At 47.8% G+C, this 18,871-nt stretch carries 17 protein-coding genes; all 17 read right to left on the bottom strand.

Annotated features, from left to right (window positions below; genetic code table 11):
* Positions 1-18: 18 nt before the first annotated feature.
* The 17 genes from fliM to RXX31_RS09385 all read right to left on the bottom strand — a co-directional run bounded on the left by fliM (position 19) and on the right by RXX31_RS09385 (position 18,638).
* Positions 19-1,065 carry a flagellar motor switch protein FliM gene (fliM, locus tag RXX31_RS09465; protein WP_317588957.1) on the bottom strand — a complete coding sequence of 349 codons (1,047 nt, stop codon included), beginning with the start codon at positions 1,063-1,065 and terminating at the stop codon, positions 19-21.
* A gap of 7 nt (positions 1,066-1,072) precedes the next feature.
* Positions 1,073-1,576, bottom strand: a complete 504-nt coding sequence (gene fliL / locus RXX31_RS09460) for a flagellar basal body-associated protein FliL (RefSeq protein ID WP_317588956.1) — start codon at positions 1,574-1,576, stop codon at positions 1,073-1,075.
* Between the two features lie 79 nt (positions 1,577-1,655).
* Entirely contained in the window at positions 1,656-3,590 is a 1,935-nt protein-coding gene (locus RXX31_RS09455) for a flagellar hook-length control protein FliK (protein WP_317588955.1), read from the bottom strand.
* Between the two features lie 171 nt (positions 3,591-3,761).
* Positions 3,762-4,205, bottom strand: coding sequence for a flagellar export protein FliJ (fliJ, locus tag RXX31_RS09450; protein ID WP_317588953.1), 444 nt, complete (start codon positions 4,203-4,205; stop codon positions 3,762-3,764).
* Between the two features lie 5 nt (positions 4,206-4,210).
* The gene (gene fliI / locus RXX31_RS09445) at positions 4,211-5,530 is read right to left on the bottom strand and encodes a flagellar protein export ATPase FliI (RefSeq protein WP_317588952.1); all 1,320 of its coding nucleotides are present in this window, start codon (positions 5,528-5,530) and stop codon (positions 4,211-4,213) included.
* A 3-nt stretch (positions 5,531-5,533) separates the two neighbouring features.
* A complete protein-coding gene (gene fliH, locus RXX31_RS09440; protein ID WP_317588950.1) occupies positions 5,534-6,334 on the bottom strand; it encodes a flagellar assembly protein FliH in 801 nt (266 codons plus the stop codon).
* A 69-nt stretch (positions 6,335-6,403) separates the two neighbouring features.
* Positions 6,404-7,459, bottom strand: coding sequence for a flagellar motor switch protein FliG (gene fliG, locus RXX31_RS09435; RefSeq protein WP_317588948.1), 1,056 nt, complete (start codon positions 7,457-7,459; stop codon positions 6,404-6,406).
* Positions 7,452-9,194 carry a flagellar basal-body MS-ring/collar protein FliF gene (gene fliF, locus RXX31_RS09430; RefSeq protein ID WP_317588946.1) on the bottom strand — a complete coding sequence of 581 codons (1,743 nt, stop codon included), beginning with the start codon at positions 9,192-9,194 and terminating at the stop codon, positions 7,452-7,454. Before fliF ends, fliG begins: the two co-directional genes overlap by 8 nt.
* Before the next feature lie 14 nt (positions 9,195-9,208).
* Entirely contained in the window at positions 9,209-9,520 is a 312-nt protein-coding gene (fliE, locus tag RXX31_RS09425) for a flagellar hook-basal body complex protein FliE (RefSeq protein ID WP_317588945.1), read from the bottom strand.
* A gap of 145 nt (positions 9,521-9,665) precedes the next feature.
* Positions 9,666-11,075, bottom strand: a complete 1,410-nt coding sequence (locus tag RXX31_RS09420; protein WP_317588943.1) for a sigma-54 dependent transcriptional regulator — start codon at positions 11,073-11,075, stop codon at positions 9,666-9,668.
* A gap of 28 nt (positions 11,076-11,103) precedes the next feature.
* Positions 11,104-12,135 (bottom strand): sensor histidine kinase, encoded by a 1,032-nt coding sequence (locus RXX31_RS09415; protein ID WP_317588942.1) that lies wholly within the window; start codon positions 12,133-12,135, stop codon positions 11,104-11,106.
* A 179-nt stretch (positions 12,136-12,314) separates the two neighbouring features.
* Positions 12,315-13,781, bottom strand: a complete 1,467-nt coding sequence (locus tag RXX31_RS09410; protein WP_317588940.1) for a sigma-54 dependent transcriptional regulator — start codon at positions 13,779-13,781, stop codon at positions 12,315-12,317.
* 286 nt (positions 13,782-14,067) lie between these two features.
* Complete coding sequence (fliS, locus tag RXX31_RS09405; protein WP_317588939.1) at positions 14,068-14,478, bottom strand: flagellar export chaperone FliS; 411 nt, start codon at positions 14,476-14,478, stop codon at positions 14,068-14,070.
* Between the two features lie 13 nt (positions 14,479-14,491).
* Entirely contained in the window at positions 14,492-14,797 is a 306-nt protein-coding gene (locus RXX31_RS09400) for a flagellar protein FliT (RefSeq protein ID WP_317588937.1), read from the bottom strand.
* Between the two features lie 3 nt (positions 14,798-14,800).
* A complete protein-coding gene (gene fliD / locus RXX31_RS09395; protein WP_317588936.1) occupies positions 14,801-16,810 on the bottom strand; it encodes a flagellar filament capping protein FliD in 2,010 nt (669 codons plus the stop codon).
* Positions 16,811-17,009: 199 nt separating this feature from the next.
* A complete protein-coding gene (gene flaG, locus RXX31_RS09390) occupies positions 17,010-17,444 on the bottom strand; it encodes a flagellar protein FlaG (protein WP_317588935.1) in 435 nt (144 codons plus the stop codon).
* A 63-nt stretch (positions 17,445-17,507) separates the two neighbouring features.
* Positions 17,508-18,638, bottom strand: coding sequence for a flagellin (locus tag RXX31_RS09385; protein ID WP_317588933.1), 1,131 nt, complete (start codon positions 18,636-18,638; stop codon positions 17,508-17,510).
* Positions 18,639-18,871: the final 233 nt, after the last annotated feature.

The raw sequence follows: 18,871 nt of genomic DNA, 5'->3' as shown, positions 1-18,871 counted from the left end.
CGCGCGCTGTAAGGTGTCTTAATCTTCTGTTTGGTTATCATTCTCAAGTTCAGACATGATGTCTTTACTCAAGAAGGCTAAATCTGTTTTGACGACATGAGGACGTTCAATTTCTTCTGAGATCTGTACTGCCAGCTTGTCTTCCGCACGGCCCATTTTCACGCGATAGGTCGGCAAATCTTCGACAAACATGGTCGCATGCTCGGGCATTTCTATCGGGATGATATCTCCCGGTTGCAGTTCCATCAGATCACGCAGAGAAATGTCCTTTTCCAGTAAGTTCACCCGGAAGTTAACCGGACAATCCATGATCTCTTCGCGCAGAGCCGAGCTCCAGCGAACGTCGGTTTCCATCTTGTCTGATTGCACACCGGCATCAAGTAGCTCTCGGATCGGTTCAACCATGGAGTACGGCATGACGACGTGGAAATCACCACCGCCGCCATCGACTTCGATATGGAAAGAGCTCACTACGATCACTTCCGTAGGGCTGACGATGTTAGCCATGCTCGGGTTTACTTCGGAGTCGAGATATTCAAACTCAACCCCCATGACCGGCGACCATGCCTCTTTGTAATCTTCAAAGACGACTTTGAGTAACAGTTGGATAATGCGTCGCTCGGTAGGGGTAAATTCCCGGCCTTCAATTTTGGCGTGGAATCGACCATCACCACCAAAAAAGTTTTCTACCAGAATAAAGACTAAGCGCGCTTCCATGGTGATCAACGCCGTACCTTTTAACGGACGGAAGCGAACCATGTTCAAACTGGTCGGGACATACAAGGTATTTTGGTATTCCCCAAACTTCATCATCTGTACGCCGTTAATCGAAACTTCCGCCGTTTTGCGTAACATGTTGAAAAGACTAATACGCATGTGCCGCGCAAAACGCTCGTTAATAAGCTCGAGCGTCGGCATGCGGCCGCGCACAATTCTGTCTTGGGACGAGAAATCGAAACTGACGGCACCACCGGGATCGTCGTCGATGGACTCGTCAACGTCATCAACATCGTCAACGCCATGTAATAGCGCATCAATTTCGTCTTGGCTTAATAGATCGGTCACGTTTTACCTATTGAATAACAAAATCTGTAAACAGTACTTTTTCAATCACTGACTTTCCAACAGCGGCATTGAGTGCTGCTTTGATGTCTTCAGACGCGCGATCGCGTAACTCCACTCGCCCTGTCGGCGAGCGTAACTGTTCAACCGTTGCCGAAGCGAACGTTGACAATAGTGAGCTCTCAATCAGTGGAGAGTGATAACGTGCCAGTTGCTCATTCTCTGAGCCACGTACCATCAACTGAGCTTTGATTTGTACCAGTCTGTCACGGCTGTCTCCGGTCACGTTGAAAACAAATGGCTGGGGAAGGTTTACATACGCAACGGGAACTTCGGCTGCGGCTATTTGAACTTGTTGCGGTTCGGCATTACTCGACTTCTCCGAATCATCCGATCCCATGAAAAAAAACGCAGCTGCACCGCCTCCCAACAAAAGAACCACGACTGCGATGATAATCAGTAACTTACCTTTGCCTTTTGGTGCGCCTACCCCTTGTAACTGTTCTTCAGCCATTCTTTTCTCTTATTTTTGTTTTATTTAATCTGGCGGATAACGAGGCCATATTTGTTCTCATCATCCAAATTCAATCATGTTATGCGTAGAAACTAATCCCATCACGCGGCGAGGTTACCTTCACATTCAGTTCAACGCCGCCATCAAAGTCCTCATCAGTCTGAGCAGAGAAACCCCGCCCAAAGCCACCTTGCTTATTTTGCTCCGCCGCAGAATATCCATGTTGCTGCTGACCACTGCTTTGCTGTTGAACCGATGAGTCAGCCAGCTGCATACCCTGCTGGGCAAGCATTTCTCGCAGTCGAGGCAGTGTTTGTTCAATGATGTCACGCGCTTGCGGATTAGATACCGTAAAGTGCACATTGGCCAAATCACTGTTCATTGTCATGCGAATCTGCATCCGGCCAAGCTCCGGTGGATCAAGACGGATATCAAGATTCTTTAAATTCTTCGACATCATCATTTGCACTTTTTCCGCGACCTGATCGTTAGCCAACTCCTTGGTCAACTGTAATGGTAATTGTGCTTGCTGCGCGGCATCGATTCGGGCTTGCTGTGGCGTGGTAACGCCTTGCTGACTAACAGCGGCTTGCAACTGACCAGCTAACCCCTGTTGTGGCTCGATTTTATCCTGCTTATCCGTCGTAGCTTTGAGGATTCCGGTCGCTAATACTGAGTTCATCGCTTTGTGGCTGGCTTCTGTATTTGCCAGCGTCTGCCCAATCGCAGGATTGACAACTGCCGTCGTTAGCCCTTCCGGCATGGCAGGTAATACGGCTTTTTCAGCCACCTGCGTTGGTACTTGTCCAACCGCGGCTTTCAACTCTTGAGCCGCCAACTGCGGTGTCGGAGTCGAAGCGTTCATCTGGTGGCGCGTTACGTAGTGCTGCGCCGTTTGTGGCTCTGATATTGCGAGTTTTACTTCGTTTGGAAAAGCCACTAATTGAGAAAGTTCATCGTCGGATAACTCCGCGATAACGGCACCGGTTTTCAAACCGTCAATAATGTCAGACTCTTGGCTCGTCAGTGGTTTACCCTGAGCCAGTTTGGTGTCGATAACTTCAAGTTCTTCAATCGAGACGCGCTGAACTGCATTCGCACTCATAACACCTGGCTCATCGTTGCTAATAGCACTCGCTGTGTACCCCATAGCCTCGATATTGACGGTATTTGGTTCCAGTGTTGTTTCAGGTTGAGAGCTCAGAGGAGACGTGTCTTTCTCCTCAGCCAAATCAGAAACATGATTTTTTGCTTCAATGACAGCGGGCGTTAGCTCATCTTCAGAAACAACGCCTCTGACACTTTCGACACCTTCAACAGGCTCAAAAGGTTCAACGAGTTCTAAATCCTCTGGGTTTTTAGCGTTCTTGCTGCCAACGTGATCCAAACTATCATTCATCTTGGGAGGCAAAACCTTGCCACGCTCTAGCTCTTGATTGACAGAGTTCAGGGCTTGATTCGCTTGTTCAATTCGTCCGAGCAGTTGCTGTCCTTCGTCCATAGAACGAGTGACATCAAGGTCGACAACGTCATCAGTTTTGGCAATTTTCGGCTCAGGCTTGCCTGTCTCCACAACTGTCTGTTCAAGATCAGACGGAGCTTGTTTTTTAGGTGCGACCTGATTGTTCGTGGCTATCTCCTGACTTCCACTCTCGCGCGTTACCGACGGTATTACCTGTTCTTCAGGCTCTGCCTGCCCATTGTCTTGTTCTAACAATGCCTTGGTTGACTGAATTTCGCTTTGTCCTTCAGATACAGCGGCCTCTTCAACTTCACTTTCTGGTTCAGAGGTTTCCACGGAAGAAGCCCGAGCGTTATCACTCGTTTCAGTAGCTTCAGGAACATCTGGCGTCAATTTTTCATCAGTCACTTCAACTTTGAGTGAATCTGCGAATACTCCAGCTAAGGTTTCCATAAAACCTTTGCTTTCTGAGCCTTCTGTAGACGTTTTTGCGCCAACCTCAGAAACCGAGGTCTTATTGGCCGCAGCAACATTAGACAAATTCACATTCATATAAACATTCTCGTTTTTGGCATTGAACGACTTCGCTCAGCCAAATCACATGTCAGAGGTAAGTTGAATTAATAAAAGATGAATTTGCAAAAATCACGCCAATACAAAACGTAATTTTCCTGACGCTGAAAGTACATCAAAGTGATCGTGCAAAAGCGCTCTGAGTAATGGTCAGAACATTTTGACCTTACGGCTGTAGAGCAACGTTGAGAACTCATCCATTTGCTTTTGCTCACGCTTGGCTTCAGCGGCTTGTTTCTCTTTAGCTCGCTTTTCAATCATCCACTCATAAGACATGCGTTCTTTGCGCATTTTCAGCCAGTACTCTTTTCCGTTCTCAACTTGCTCTTTAAAGTGGCTTTCCGCTTGCCTCTGCTTGGATAAGGTTTCATCAAGTTGAGTAAGAAATCGGTTTAAATGACCATACTGACTTGCCGTTAAGCCAGCCTGACCCCGGTCAACCAACTGCTGACAGTAGTCGAGCCGATACTTTTCAATTTGCTCAACTTGGCGGTAATAATCCTCTAGCTCAGAGCGAGCTTTATTCAACGCTAATACCGCTTGCTCTTCCTGATCTTTCGCTTGTTCAAACAAGAATTCCATGGCGTTATTCATCGTGATTACCCACCTAAAATACTTCTCAACATGTTGACGCACATGTCATAGGGGACGGACTCTTTCATGCTCTGTTGCAAATATTCGTCTAGCTTCGGCTTAAGCGTAAAGGCACTGTCAATCGCAGGATCAGTACCCGGCTTGTAAGCACCAATGGAAACCAAATCCTGATTTTTACGGCAAATCGACAACACCTGACGAACGGCTTTCGACATCAGAACGTGCTCTTCGGTGGTAATTTGCGGCATCACGCGGCTGACCGATTTCTCGACATCAATCGCTGGGTAGTGGCCCGCATCGGCCATTTCACGGGAAAGCACGATGTGACCGTCAAGAATCGCACGTGACGCATCAGCAATCGGATCTTGCAGGTCATCCCCTTCAGTCAGGACAGTAAAGAATGCGGTGATTGAACCTTGCTCCCCACCTCCGTTACCGGCACGCTCGACGAGTGCTGGTAGTTTGGCAAACACCGACGGCGGATAACCTTTGGTCGCAGGCGGCTCACCGACGGATAGCGCAATTTCACGCTGAGCCTGAGCAAAACGGGTCAATGAGTCCATCAATAGCAGTACATCTAACCCTTGGTCACGGAAGTATTCTGCGATGGTGAGCGCCGTTTGACAGCCTTTTAAACGCATTAAAGGGGAGGCATCGGCCGGTGCAGCAACGACAACAGCGCGACGACGTCCTTCTTCACCCAAGATCTCTTCGATGAATTCTTTAACTTCGCGTCCACGCTCACCAATCAGGCCAACAACCACAACTTGAGCCGTGGTACCTCTGGTCATCATGCCCAATGTCACCGATTTACCCACACCAGACCCGGCGAATAGACCAATACGCTGGCCTTTACCAACGGTGAGCAATCCATTAATCGCTTTTAAACCCACATCAAGAGGTTCTGAGATAGGTTTGCGCGCTAACGGGTTAATGGGCTGCGCATTCAACGAAGCGCGGTGATCGGTATAGATAGGGCCAAGTCCATCAAGTGGATTTCCAACACCGTCAATCACGCGCCCAAGTAACTCCATTCCGACAGATAAGCCTGCCTCACTGGTCAGTGGCGTTACTTTAGCGCCGGGCAAAATACCGGTAATTTGTTCACTCGGCATCAAAAACAGGTTATCACCAGAAAAGCCTACGACTTCCGCTTCCATATGCCCAGACATCGTTTCGACCAGACATAAACTGCCGATCGGCGCGCGGCAGCCTGTCGCTTCTAACGTCAATCCAACAACACGAACAAGCTTGCCAGACGCAACAGGCCGTGAGGTTAAACCTTCTACTTTGTAATTTTTTAAACGGTCTGCCAGCGCTAACATGGGTTACTCGCCCTCTTGGTGACGGTTCGCGCCACAAAAGCTATGCAGTACGTTTTTAATCCGCTCTTCCATCCGGTAGTTGATGCTCGATTCACCGGCTTCGATCTGTACATCACCACGACTGAGTGAAGGTTCAGCGACCAAAGTCCAGTTACGACAATCTAAATCCTGCTCACCGTATGCAGAGCGAATGATGGACACATCTTCTGGATTGAGATGCAGAGTAATCGGGTGACCAGAGACAGGCAGTGCTTCCGCAGACTGCTTGACCGTGTCGAGAATAATTTGCGGGTTGGTCTGAACCTCTATATGAACCACTTCTTTCACTAGGCACAGCACCATGTCCACCAGCTGTTTCTCTACCTGAGCGTTCATCAACTCCAGTGGCTGAGCAAACTGATTAGCAAGGTTCATGAAGACTTCTACCTGCTGCTGAATAAACTCTTGTCCGGCGGTGATACCTTCTGCTTTACCAAGCTCGAAACCTTCCGCATGACCAGCCTGTAAACCTTCTTCTTTGCCTTTATCGTAACCTTGTTTAAAGCCCGCTTCCTGCCCTTGATGTAACCCTTCCTGATAGGCGCCCTGTTTGATCAGCTCTATTTGCTCTTCCGTCAGCTCAAGAATGTGCTCTTCTTCTGGTTCGTCAAGGTTTGGTATCCAGCCTGGATCGTAGTTAAATGCCGTCTGCCTGGCTTGTCTGGCTTTTGGCTCGCTATAATCAGGCAGCCCCCAGCGTTGCGGTTCGATCATCGCATCATCTTCATCAGGACGAATAAATCCACGTTTTCTATCGCTAACCATGGGTTACCTATGCATATTTGATGTGTGTTGAAGTTGCCCTGCGCTCGGAAAATAGCAGGGCAAAAGAGATTATAAGAATTCGTCAGCGCCGCCGGACAGCATGAGCTCGCCAGCATCTGCCATACGACGTGCAATTGCGAGAATCTCTTTCTGCGCAGATTCCACATCGGCGACACGCACTGGTGGCATCGCTTCAATATCATCGCGCATCATCTCAGCGGCACGTTTCGACATATTCTTAAACACTTTCTCACGCAGAGAGTCGTCAGCCCCTTTCAGTGCTCTCTGGAGAACATCTTGTGGAACATCACGCAACAATTTCTGAATACCCTGATCGTCCACTTCCGCTAAGTTCTCGAACACGAACATCAGATCCTGAATTTGCGTCGCCATGTCTTCGTCCTGATCACGGATTTGATCCATCAGGATACCTTCAACATTGTTGTCCATGTAGTTCATGATCTCGGCAGCCGCTTTCAGACCACCAATCTTGGCCGCTTGCGCACCCGCCTGTCCTGCGAACTGTTTCTCCATGATTTCGTTCAACTCTGCCAGTGCCGATGGCTGAACTTCCTCAAGGTTGGCAATACGCATCATCAAGTCCAGGCGCACACGTTCCGGGAACTGTGAAAGTATTTCTGCCGACTGATCCGCTTCCAGATACGACAGAACAATGGTTTGGATTTGCGGGTGTTCGTTGACGATAATGCTTGCCACCTGGCGTGGATCCATCCATTTTAAGGAATCCAGACCTTTTGAACCCGTTCCAAGCAGAATTTGGTCAACGAGGTTATTCGCTTTGTCTTCACCCAGCGCCGCCACCAGCGCATTACGCATGAAGTCTTCACTGCCCATACCGATGTTGGTGTATTTCTGAATGTCTTCCAAAAAAGCACGATGAACCGACGAAACTTTCTCCTGGCTCAGATCTTTTGCTCGAGCCATCGCCCCACCGACTCGCTGTACCTGTTTCGGTTCAAGATGACGAATAATACCCGCCGCATCTTGCTCATTAAGGCTTAACAGCAGGATGGCCGCTTTATCTTCACCACTGATGGTGGATGCATCAAATTCAGCCGGCATGCCTGCGCTATTTTCATTTTGAGGTACGATATCGTTAGCCATTTTCGTTCATCCAGTTTTTTACAACCTGAGCGGCCAGTTCTGGCTCGTTTGCCACCAGCGCACGGACCGCTTTCAGTACGTCTTCATCTTTATGTAAGTTAGGCAGGTCGATACTTGAACCAAACTCAAACAGTTCGCTGCTCTCTATATCACCACCAAGTAGGCTGGTTTCACCATCCGTACCGATAGGCATGCCATCTGGGCCATACATTTCATTTTCGTCATCGCTGGCTGGGTTGAGCAATTTCTTCATTGCAGGGCGCACCAGAACGAGCACAACGACGATGATGACAAGAGCACTGGCAAACCAGCGAACCCAATCGTTGAAGTTCGGGTGTTCCCAAATAGGTTGTTCGACAAGCAGTGCTTCTTCCGGCTCGGCAAACTTCACACTTAATACATTGAGTAAGTCACCGCGCGACTGGTCAAAACCAACTGTACCAATCAAGACCTGACGAATCGCGTTAATTTCGGATTCAGACATTGGTGTGTAGGTGACTTCTCCGGTATCTGGATTGACTTCTCGGCGATCTTTAATGGCCACTGAAACGGTTTGACGCGCCACGGTACCAGTCTGCTTACGCTCATGGCTAATGGTGGTATCCAGTTCAAAGTTACGTGTCGATTCTTTACGCACGGAACCTTGCCCCATGACCGAGCCATCTTTCATTTGCGCGACGTCTTGTGGAATCGACGCATCGGCTGGCGGCTGGTTGCTCAGAGCGCCTGGAATCCCAGCAACCGTATTGCTGTTATTGTAATCTTCCAATGCGTATTCACTGCGCGTCGCTGGCGTGTTTGGGTCAAAACGTTTGCGGGTTTGTTCTACCGCACTGAAGTCCATTTTAATATCGACCTGAGCGGTATAGTTGCCGATACCCAAAATTGGCAGCAGTACAGAATCAATTTTCTCGCGCAATGCTTGTTCTTGATTACGCTCTAACTCTTGCTCTTTTCGACGAGCGGCAGAGGTTGGATCCTCAGAGCCTGAGCTCAGCAAACGGCCATGCTGGTCAGTCACAGTGATACGAGAGGTTTTCATTCCCGGAACCGCGCTGGCCACCATATCAACGATTGAGTCAACTTCTTGCTGCTTGAGATTGGCGCCTGTCGATAAGGTCAGAAACACAGAGGCAGACGCGTCTTGGTTGTGGCGCACAAACACACTGTGCTTAGGCAGCGCAAGCAATACACGAGCTTTGCGAACCTGCTTCATCTCTTCAATCGCCTGAGCAAGTTGTCGCTCACGACTGAGTTTCAGACGCTCTTGTTCAAGGCGCTGAGATACCCCAAAACCCATGTCTTGCAGCAGAATGTCATCACCAGCTTCCGTCGCCTGGTTAACACCCGATCGTACCATTCCAAGTTTGATCGAGTTGTATTCATTCGCTTCAACTGAAACCGTATTGCCATCCAGCTTATAGTCGATTTTTTGTTGATCAAGGTAGTCCAGAACCGGGATCAGCTCTTCGGTCTGGTAGGCACCAAGCGGACGCATTTCCGGCTCTTTCACCCAGAAAAACAGCATCACGATCAAAGCAACACAGATGGAAATGGATAGCACCAGCACAACCTGACGAAGTAAATCGAGGTCACCTACGGCCATATCTAATTTCGACGCACTGCGCTCTTCCAAATCTGGATTCTGGCTTTCTACATCCAGCTCAGGGTTAGCCACAAGAGCGCTATCTGTACCGCCCTCTGTGACGGTTAAATCTGTAGACTTGTCTGCCACACTTTTTACCTAAACTACACGGGCATATTCATGAGGTCTTTATAGGCCTCAACGAGCTTATTGCGAATTTGGACAGTGGCGTCAAACGCCACACTGGACTTGTTACGGGCAATCATCACGTCTGAAAGGGAAACATCAGCGTCACCTTGGTCAAAACGAGTCTGAAGATCACCCGAGGCTTTTTGAAGTGAGTTGACGTTATTGATAGCGGTTGTGAGGAGATCACCAAAGTCGGCGCCAACTTTTGCCCCTGTTGCCACAGGAGCTGTATTGGTTGCTTCAACCATCATGGCGCGCATATCTGCCTGAATACCATCAATTTTCATTACCACCTCGGAGCCAATTGTTTGACTATTAATAAAACTGTTCATTATCGAAGCAATTAACGTGCCATAAGGTGGTAATGATTTGCTTGGTTTTGCCCAAGCATTGTGATTTTATGCGCAAAAAGGACCGCTACACTCGTCCGTATTAATTGGGAATGTCGATGCCTGCATCACGCATCTTCGCCAGTTTGTAGCGTAGCGTGCGTGGACTGATACCGAGTTTGTCCGCCATGTCTTTGCGACGACCGTTACACTCCACCAGCGTATCAAGAATGATCGCATACTCCTGATCGCGTAACTCACTCCCTAAGCCTTCACCACCAGACGCAACACGGCTCACGCTTTCTGCCTGAGCGACGGGCTTGACATCCGGTACCAAGGCTTGTGCATTTTGCACCACACGTTGCAAGCTGTTGGCGTCTTGCCAGTCCACACCTTCAAGCAAAATATGTTCGCCATCAATGTCGCCATTTTCACTTAGAATCAGTGCACGCTGCACCACGTTATCTAACTCGCGCACATTACCCGGCCAAGGATAGTTAAGCAGTTTATCGACCGCAGACGCAGAAAGCTTCGGCACTGGCATCCCCATCTTGCCGCAGTGACGCTCAACAAGGTGTTTGGCTAGCGGCTCAATATCACCTTTGCGTTCACACAGTGCTGGCCATGCAATTGGGAAAACATTAAGGCGGTAATATAAATCTTCACGGAAGTTACCTTCCGACACATATTGTTTAAGGTCGCGGTTACTGGTTGCCAAGACGCGAACATCCAGTTTGACACTCTTGCGGCTGCCCAAACGCTCGACTTCACGCTCTTGCAGAACACGCAATAGCTTGGCCTGAAGATTCAAGTCCATTTCGCTGATCTCATCCAGCAAAATAGTCCCACCTTGAGCTTGTTCGAATTTCCCCGGGCAAGGTTGTACAGCCCCGGTAAAAGCGCCTTTTTCGTAACCAAATAACGTCGCTTCGAGCATATTGTCAGGAATGGCAGCGCAGTTGATCGCAACAAAAGGGCCATCTTTGCGGTTGGAAGCATTATGGATGTAACGTGACATCACCTCTTTTCCCGAACCGCTTGGCCCGAGGATCATCACATTGGCATCAGTACGTGCCACTCGATCCGCCAAGGCTAATAGTCGCAAGCTTTTTTCATCCGCAACCACAGCGTCACCACCATCATCACTTTTGATTGGCGCATAGCGGCTGACCATATTAAGTAAAACTTCAGGCGCGAATGGTTTCGCCATATAGTCAATCGCGCCGTCTTTCATCGCGGAAACGGCATCTTCAATATTGGCGTACGCCGTCATCAATAAAACAGGCAAATTCGGCCAGTTTTGTTTGATGTTTTTTAGCAATGCTAAACCGCCCATTCCGGCCATTTGTACATCAGAGACAACGATGTCGACCGTATTTGACTTCAGCTTAACCAGTGCCTGTTCCGCACTGTCAGCTTCCAGCCATTCATAGCCAGCCAGAGCGAGAGTATCCACTAGGGCCTCACGCAGACCTTCGTCATCTTCTACGATAAGAACTTTGCTTTGTGCCATTATGATTCTCCTTATTGGCAGAAGCCGCTTATTGCGTTTCTGCTTGCACTCGCTCTAGCGGAATGCACATAGTAAAGCAGGCTCCATCACCCTGCTCTGAGATAAGTTCCAATCGACCGTCATGGGCACGGCAAACCATTTGAACCACTGCAAGACCTAACCCTGTTCCCTGAGAACGGGTGGTAAAAAAGGGCTCTAGAATCTTGCTTTGTAGCTCTTTAGGTACTCCCGGTCCGTTATCCTGCACAGAAATACGCAGTTCACCGTTGACCGGGCGGAAAAAAATATCAATTTGCGATTCTTTACCTGACATCTGAATCGCATTCATGACTAAGTTGCTCAAGGCTGATGCGATGGCATTGGCATTCCCAAACAGCTCAGTGTGGTCCTCTTCGACTTCGAGAAAATAATCAATACTGTTACTTTTTAAGGCAGCTTCAACCATTGGCTGATATTCAGCGACCAGCTGAGCAATCGTAAATGGCTTGATAACTTTATTGTCACCACCTTTGGCAAAAAGCAGCATGTCATTGACCTGCTTTTCCAGATCGTGCAATCGAGCCATCAATTTACTTTGAAATCGCTCTCTCGTATTCGACGGAAGGTTAGGAGCTGCCAGATTGGACGCATACAGCATAGCGCTGGATAATGGCGTTCTGACCTGATGGGCTAGAGAGGCCACCATACGCCCCAAAGACGATAATCGCTGTAAGTCACTGACTCGGGACTGCAATAAACGTGTTTCGGTTAAGTCAGTAATCAGGATAAGCTGACCCGTTTCAGAGGCAGAAATCGCCAAACGCACTTTGCGACCATTGCGCAGTGATACTTCGTGGCCGTCATCTTCACGCGGATCGAATGCCGCCTGAATGACGTTGAACCACTTTTCATTCACCAAGGGGATTTCCAGAATACGGTGTGCTTCCGGGTTCGCTTCGCGCACGACACCGAACGTATCCAGCAGGATGACTCCCGCAGGCATAACATCCAGGACCTGTTTATAACGTTCGACTTGGTTTTCAACTGAGTCCAGATGGGATTGGTTGGTGTTATCTTCCATTAGCTGCCTGTCGAAATATCGCCACTAAATAGTAAAACAGCTTAGTAAGCAATAAGCATACCAAGATATTTTAATCTATTTATCAGCAACTTACATTATCGACAATAAGTTGACACCAAATTGACATAAGAATTTGAGCGGTTTTGTCTTGGAGAAAACCACTCATTGGGCGTGCAGAGTTAGCGTTGCAAGTTGTACTTGCGCATTTTCTCAACCAAAGTCGTGCGGCGCATTCCCAGCATATCGGCTGCTCGTGCTACCACACCACCTTGGGCTTCAAGCGCCTGACTGATCATGTTGATTTCCAGATCTGCCAATAGCTCTTTAAGGTTGACGCCTTCAGGAGGAAGTTCCTGCGGTGCATTTGCGTTGTTATCTAAATCATCAAGCTCATCAAAGCTGAAGTCTTCCGAGAAGATATCCTGAAATACATCGCGTTCTTGCTCTTCAATTGAGACAAAAGGATTCCCTTCAGGCTGGAACTCGGGAATATCACTGTAGCGATATTTTGTTGGCAGGTGATTCACATCGATCAAGCTGTTCGGGTAGAGAATCACCATACGTTCGATTAAGTTTGCCAGCTCACGTACATTACCTGGCCAGTCATGCTCCATCAAAGAGTTAATAGCACGCGACGTAAAGCAGATTGGCTGTCCACCTTCTGCTTCTAAACGCGCCATCAATTCTTGCAGCAACAGAGGAATGTCCTGTTTGCGAGCTTTCAGCGCCGGCATTTCAATTGGGAATACGTTGAGGCGATAGAACAAGTCTTCACGGAAAGTATCTTCTTCAATCATATTCTCGAGGTTACGGTGCGTAGCAGCCACAATACGAACGTTGACTTTAATCGTGTTGTTGCCACCCACTCGCTCAAAACAGCGCTCTTGAAGCACTCGTAGTAGCTTTACCTGCATCGGCATCGGCATATCGCCAATTTCATCCAGGAACAAGGTGCCACCATCAGCCAGCTCAAAACGACCTTTACGAGACGTTAAAGCCCCGGTAAACGCGCCTTTTTCATGGCCAAACAATTCACTCTCTAAAAGCTCAGGAGGAATCGCACCACAGTTAATCGGCACAAATGGGCCATTAGAATATTTGGAATGGTAGTGGATATTACGTGCAACGACTTCTTTACCCGTTCCTGATTCACCCAGAATTAAAACGCTGGCTTCAGTTTTGGCGACTTGCTCAATAAGGTGACGAACTTCCTGAATGCCACGGCTCTGGCCCACTAGACTGCGGAAAAGCGTGTTTTTTCGTTCACTTGCGAGTACGTTCACACCTTTGCGACCCAGAAAGTCTTTGCAATGACGCAAGGCGTTACTCAGTTGCGGGTAATTTAAAGGCAGTTCTAACTCACCGACATAGCTCGGCAAGTCATCAACCGATAGCGGAAAACATCCCATTACGAGCAATGGAATGTGATAGGCATCACGAAGATGAGTCACGACGGTGGTCGCTGCTGAACCTGATGAAATATTGCCGATAATGCAGCCAGACCAGAGTTCAGACCAATCAACATCATCTAGCTGTTCAGAACTGACAGCTTCGCAACTTTCTCCAACAAATTCCAATATATTGCTTAAATTTAAACGACTTGAAGCATCGTCATCGATTACAAGCAGTTTTGCCAAACCTTGCATAACTAAGAATGATTGCCTTTATTTTTGGATGTGTTGCGGCCAAACCTTGATTAGCTCAAATGAGTGTTTAGAAAGGCGGAAACGCCACACTCAATGCACGAGAGACAAAGGGGAAATCAGCAACAAAAAAAGCCATTAGGGCTACTAATGGCCCTTATTTTATTTGAATATAAAAATAAGGCAACCAAGCAATCAAGCACTCTGATCGTGATTGTGACTTTGGTGCACAACTTGTTTCTTAAGCGCTCAATATATATTCACTCAATATAACACTTTGTTTTATTTGTTAAATGCCGACTTCTTCAGCCGTTAAATTATGGAACTCCGTCGGGATCTGATCCCACGCTGATTTTATCTCTCGAATAATATCGATAACGTCATCAATAGCTTGTGGATCATTTTTATGATTGGCCGAAGAAATTTGTGTAATCATAAACTCATACAGTGAATCTAAGTTTGAGGCAATCTCGCCACCATCATCCATCGACAAGCAGCTACGCAGCGCGATGATAATGTCTAGCGCTTTACTCAAGCGCTCACCTTTTACTGGAATGTTGCCTGCTTGCATGGCTGCTTTACCTTGAATAAGGCGCTCAATTGCACCAGCCATTAGCATTTGAATGACTTTGTGCGGAGAAGCCGCGCTTAGCTGGCTGTCGACTGATACCTTTTTGTATGCTTGCAAAGATCCGCGCATAGTAATCCTCTTTCTAAATAAACTTTTTGTACTGCTGAAGCGAGCGTTGGCCATAGCGCAATTTGTGCAGCGCTTTTCCGGCCTTTGACGTCTCTGATTGCATCAACTCTACAATTTTTTGGGTCCGAGCGAGCAAGTCTTGCCACTCGACTTCTTGCTTAAGCAATGGATTTTCCTGAGCTATTGGCAGCAAGTTTTGCAGTAAGCTTTCTCTGATATCGACCAAGCGAAGAATTTCTTCAGTATTAATGTCTACTTTTTGCAGTTCTTGGTTAATGCGTTGATCCACATTATTAATTTCAATCAGTTCACTTCGCATCGATTAGCCCAGAGCACTCATTAGAGCCCCTAACTGGCCTTGCATCTTACCCGTCGCATCTTGCATGGCGGAAAATTTAGCGTGGGTACGCTGCTCTAAACTCTCCATGCGGCGATCGAGCGCCACTTGATCGTCATTCAAACGGTAGTTCTGCTCAGTAAGGCTTTTCTCTCGAGTACGAATGCTGCCGGTCATTCCCGTAATACCGTGGATGGCATCTTCGATTCGTTTCGCGAAGCCAGTGTTACCACCAAAGAACATTTCTAGCTCGTTGAAGTTGTTGTTTAACTGACGGTCAAGCATGTCGTAGTTAATCTCGAGCGTGCCCTGTCGTGTCGTGGTAATACCAAATTCAGTGAGTGACTTGAGGTTTTCTGGCGCTTTGTCAATTTGGGAGGAAAACACTGATTTAAGTCTCGCATCAGCGCTTCGTACTGTACTGTCTCCAGATAACGGACCTTTTTGCCCGGTCAGCGGGTCGACGCTCGCCAGTGCCTGTGAGGTTTGATAGAACGAGTTGTAAGCCGCCACAAAATTCTCTATATCACTGCGTACGCCCTGACGGTCATATTCAACACCTATTTCAGCTGGTGTCTGATTCGGTTCAGACTTACCTTTCAATGTGAGATCAACGCCTTCGATGGCATCTTCAATAACGTTGTTGTGACTCGAAAGTTTGGCGACGCCATCTAATAATACGACGGAATCCTGCCCCGCCTGAACTTCGGTCATGCCGCTATAGCCTTCGAACAACGACTCGGCCTGAGCAATTTTGGCTTCGGCTGCATCTATTTTTTCAAGTCGCGTACGCTCTTCTGGTGAGAACTTGGATCGGTGGATTTGCTTCGCTTGCTCTTCGGTCAATTCACCACGCTTCACTTTCGCGTCAAGTGCCTGCTTTTCATCAGCCATTTTCTGCTCGATTTCGGCTTTCTCTTGATCAAGCAGTTGCTTGGCTTCTTTGGCGGTGACATAAGAGTCGGTCAGCGTACCAGATGCAGCATTGCTCCAACCCGGAACATCGGGCGCTTTTTCAATCGCCTTCTCATCCAGCTCGAGTTCTGGCTCTTGGTATGAATCAAGTAAGGTACCTGAGGCCGTTTCTGTCCAACCAGGAATACGATCTTCGGGGCGCCAACTTGCTCGTTCTTGCGCTTTTTCGAGCGCGTCTTGTCCCGCTTTGGCAGCGGCTGCGCCGGCAGCAGAAATCGGCTCATTAGTCGCACCGTTTTGCTTAGCCTCGCGATCCCCTTTGGCAGGTTGCATTTCAGGTGGTAGAGGATTGCCGCTTTCATCGAGTAGGACGGAATCCGTTGGTGGCTCTTCAATCTGCAAAGGACCTAGCACTTCTTCTGCTGCAGTGCGTGCTTCTTCCAAAGCTCGTACTCGCTGTTCAAGTGTTTGGTAAGCGAATTTTTTGAGTGGGTTACCTTGTTCGGCGTCTACTGTGACGGTAATTTGGTGATCCTTACCGGAGTGATTAGAGGCAAGGATAAGGCGTGGTCCTTCGGTATCGTTGATAACAGAAGCACGTACACCCAGATTGTCTCTCGCACCATTGATGCTACGTACCACATCAACGAGCTTAGATCTTGAACGGACATTGATGTTAAAGCTGTCTTCACCAAGCGAAATTTGCAGCTTACCCGGACCAAACTTTGCGTCTTCTGGTAGGACATCAGACGCAACTTTATGGCTTTGTGCAAGCTGCAACACATCGATAGCATACTTACCAGCTATAGCATCAGTAGTTGCAGTGGCAGATACGATTTTATCGTCAGTGGTATCAACCGTCCGGGCAGCAAAAGCTTTTTCCTGACGAAAGTTCATCATGAGATTTTTCATCGTATCCAGCGATTCTCTGAGTCGCCCATAAGCGCTGATGCTGGCGTCTATCGTCGTGCGTTCATTGTTAATGCGTTGCTGCTTTGGTACACGCTCGGCATCGACAATTTTGCTGACCATGGAATTAATATCCATGCCACCAGACATCCCCAACGGGCCTAAACTCATTAAATCACCTCTAAAAATGACTTATACCAATCACAGTAAGTAAGTGATCAGAAATAGCGTAGGAAAAATGCTTGAGAACAAGGCAAAATTTTTCGATAAGTAGTTATTCTACAATCAAACTTCTTTTACAACGAAACGTTAACGCCGTTATCGAGTGTTTTAACAAGCTAGAATGACCAGTTATTTACTACGATTGGTATTAAACTTTTTCAACTAACAAACCGCTGTTAGCTGTGTGCTCAGCTAGGCGACGCAAAACGATCAGCATGTCCTCATCAGGAATTTGACGAATCACGTCGCCCGTTTTGGCTTCGTAAATCGTCACCACGTCTCTGCCAGATTCTTCATCCACGCGAAACGCCACTCCTTTGTTTATGGACACAACAAACTCATTCATTTGTGCGACCATTTTTTCACGTTCTTCTCTGTTCAGCTCCTGACGGCTTTCCGCCATCTTGATCGCAGCTTGAACAGAGAGGTCGTGCTCGGTGCCTTTCACTTGTTGCAGAGAAATATCACCGACTGAACTTGCTGGGTCCGGCACACCTATGCCATAGCCATTTTTACTAGCAACTTTGGTGCCATCCTCTGCACCGTAAGACTGGATGTTCGATGTGTAGGAGGCTATTTCCATTACAATCTCCCTTCCAACTTATGAGCTAACGATAGGGTCTATCGCTTGACTTAGCTAGCCTAGTTAGCCCAACAAGCTTAGCGCTGCAGATGGTGACTGCTTCGCTTGTGCCAGAATAGAAGTACTCGCTTGCTGAAGGATTTGCGACTTAGTCATTGCCGTTGTTTCCTTCGCGTAGTCAGTATCTTTAATACGGCTCTTAGACGCATTAACGTTTTCATTAATGTTGTCTAGGTTGCTGATCGCATGATTGAAGCGGTTTTGGAACGCACCAAGCGACGCACGCTGGCTGTCCACTGACTTAAGCGCACCATCGATAACAGCGACAGCTTCTTGAGAGCCCGCTACCGTTGTAACGTCGATGTCTTGAACCGTCACATCTTTGGCATCACCGAAACCAATTTCACCAGCCAGGTTGCCTGAGAATTCAACTTCACCGGTTACTTTCTGAGAAGAAGCAAAGACTTGCAGCTTACCATCTTCGCCAACTGATGCTTTCACATCGTCATTTTGACCATTGATGTAAGTCGCTAACTGTTCAATATCATCGCCTTGTTTTGCATCGATAGTCAGCTCTTTCTCTTCACCGTGCGTGTTGGTGTAACTCATTTTAAGCTGAGTTTTTTCACCGACAGCCCAAGAGGCATCTTTGCCTTCTTCTGCAGCGTAACTTTTGCCACCCATAGCAGAAGTGTCAGAACGCAGGTTACCCATAGAAAGCATGACTGCTTCACCTGAGTCCGCGCCGATTTGGAAAGACTGTGTACCGTAAGTGCCGTTGAGAAGCTTGTTACCACCAAAAGAGGTGGTTTCCGCAATACGGTTTAACTCATCGTTGAGCGCCGTTACTTCTTCCTGTATCGCAACACGTTCTGCTTTTGAGTTAGAACCGTTGGCAGACTGAAGTGACAAGTCACGCATACGTTGCAGGATATTCGACGATTCATTCATTGCACCTTCAGCAACCTGTGCAACAGAGATACCGTCGTTGGCGTTTTTCACTGCCATGTCCAGGCCACGGCTTTGAGCGTTCAAACGGTTTGAAATCTGTAGGCCCGCAGCATCGTCTTTCGCGCTATTAATTTTATAACCCGAAGACAAACGTTCCATTGATTTTTGTTGACCATCAGCGGCCTGGTTCAGGTAACGCTGAGCGGTCATTGCAGAAACGTTAGTATTAACGTTTATCGCCATAGTTGATCTCCTTAAGGCATTTGTGAATGTACCTTCGTGTCTCTCACCTCACTTAGGTACATCTCATTTCTCTCAATCCCTTTAACGGCGATCAAGACTGTTCCTTTAGGAGAATTTCCCATTTTTTTGCGATTAGTTTCGTTGACTTAGAGAAGTGTGACCGTCATCCAGTGTGGCCAAATAGCCCATCAACGTACTTTCTATAGATAGAAAAAAACCCGGCCGAAGCCGGG

The sequence above is a fragment of the Vibrio sp. EA2 genome, assembly GCF_033042495.1.
In the GTDB taxonomy this organism is placed as follows: domain Bacteria; phylum Pseudomonadota; class Gammaproteobacteria; order Enterobacterales; family Vibrionaceae; genus Vibrio.
This window is presented reverse-complemented; position numbering and strand designations above follow the sequence as displayed.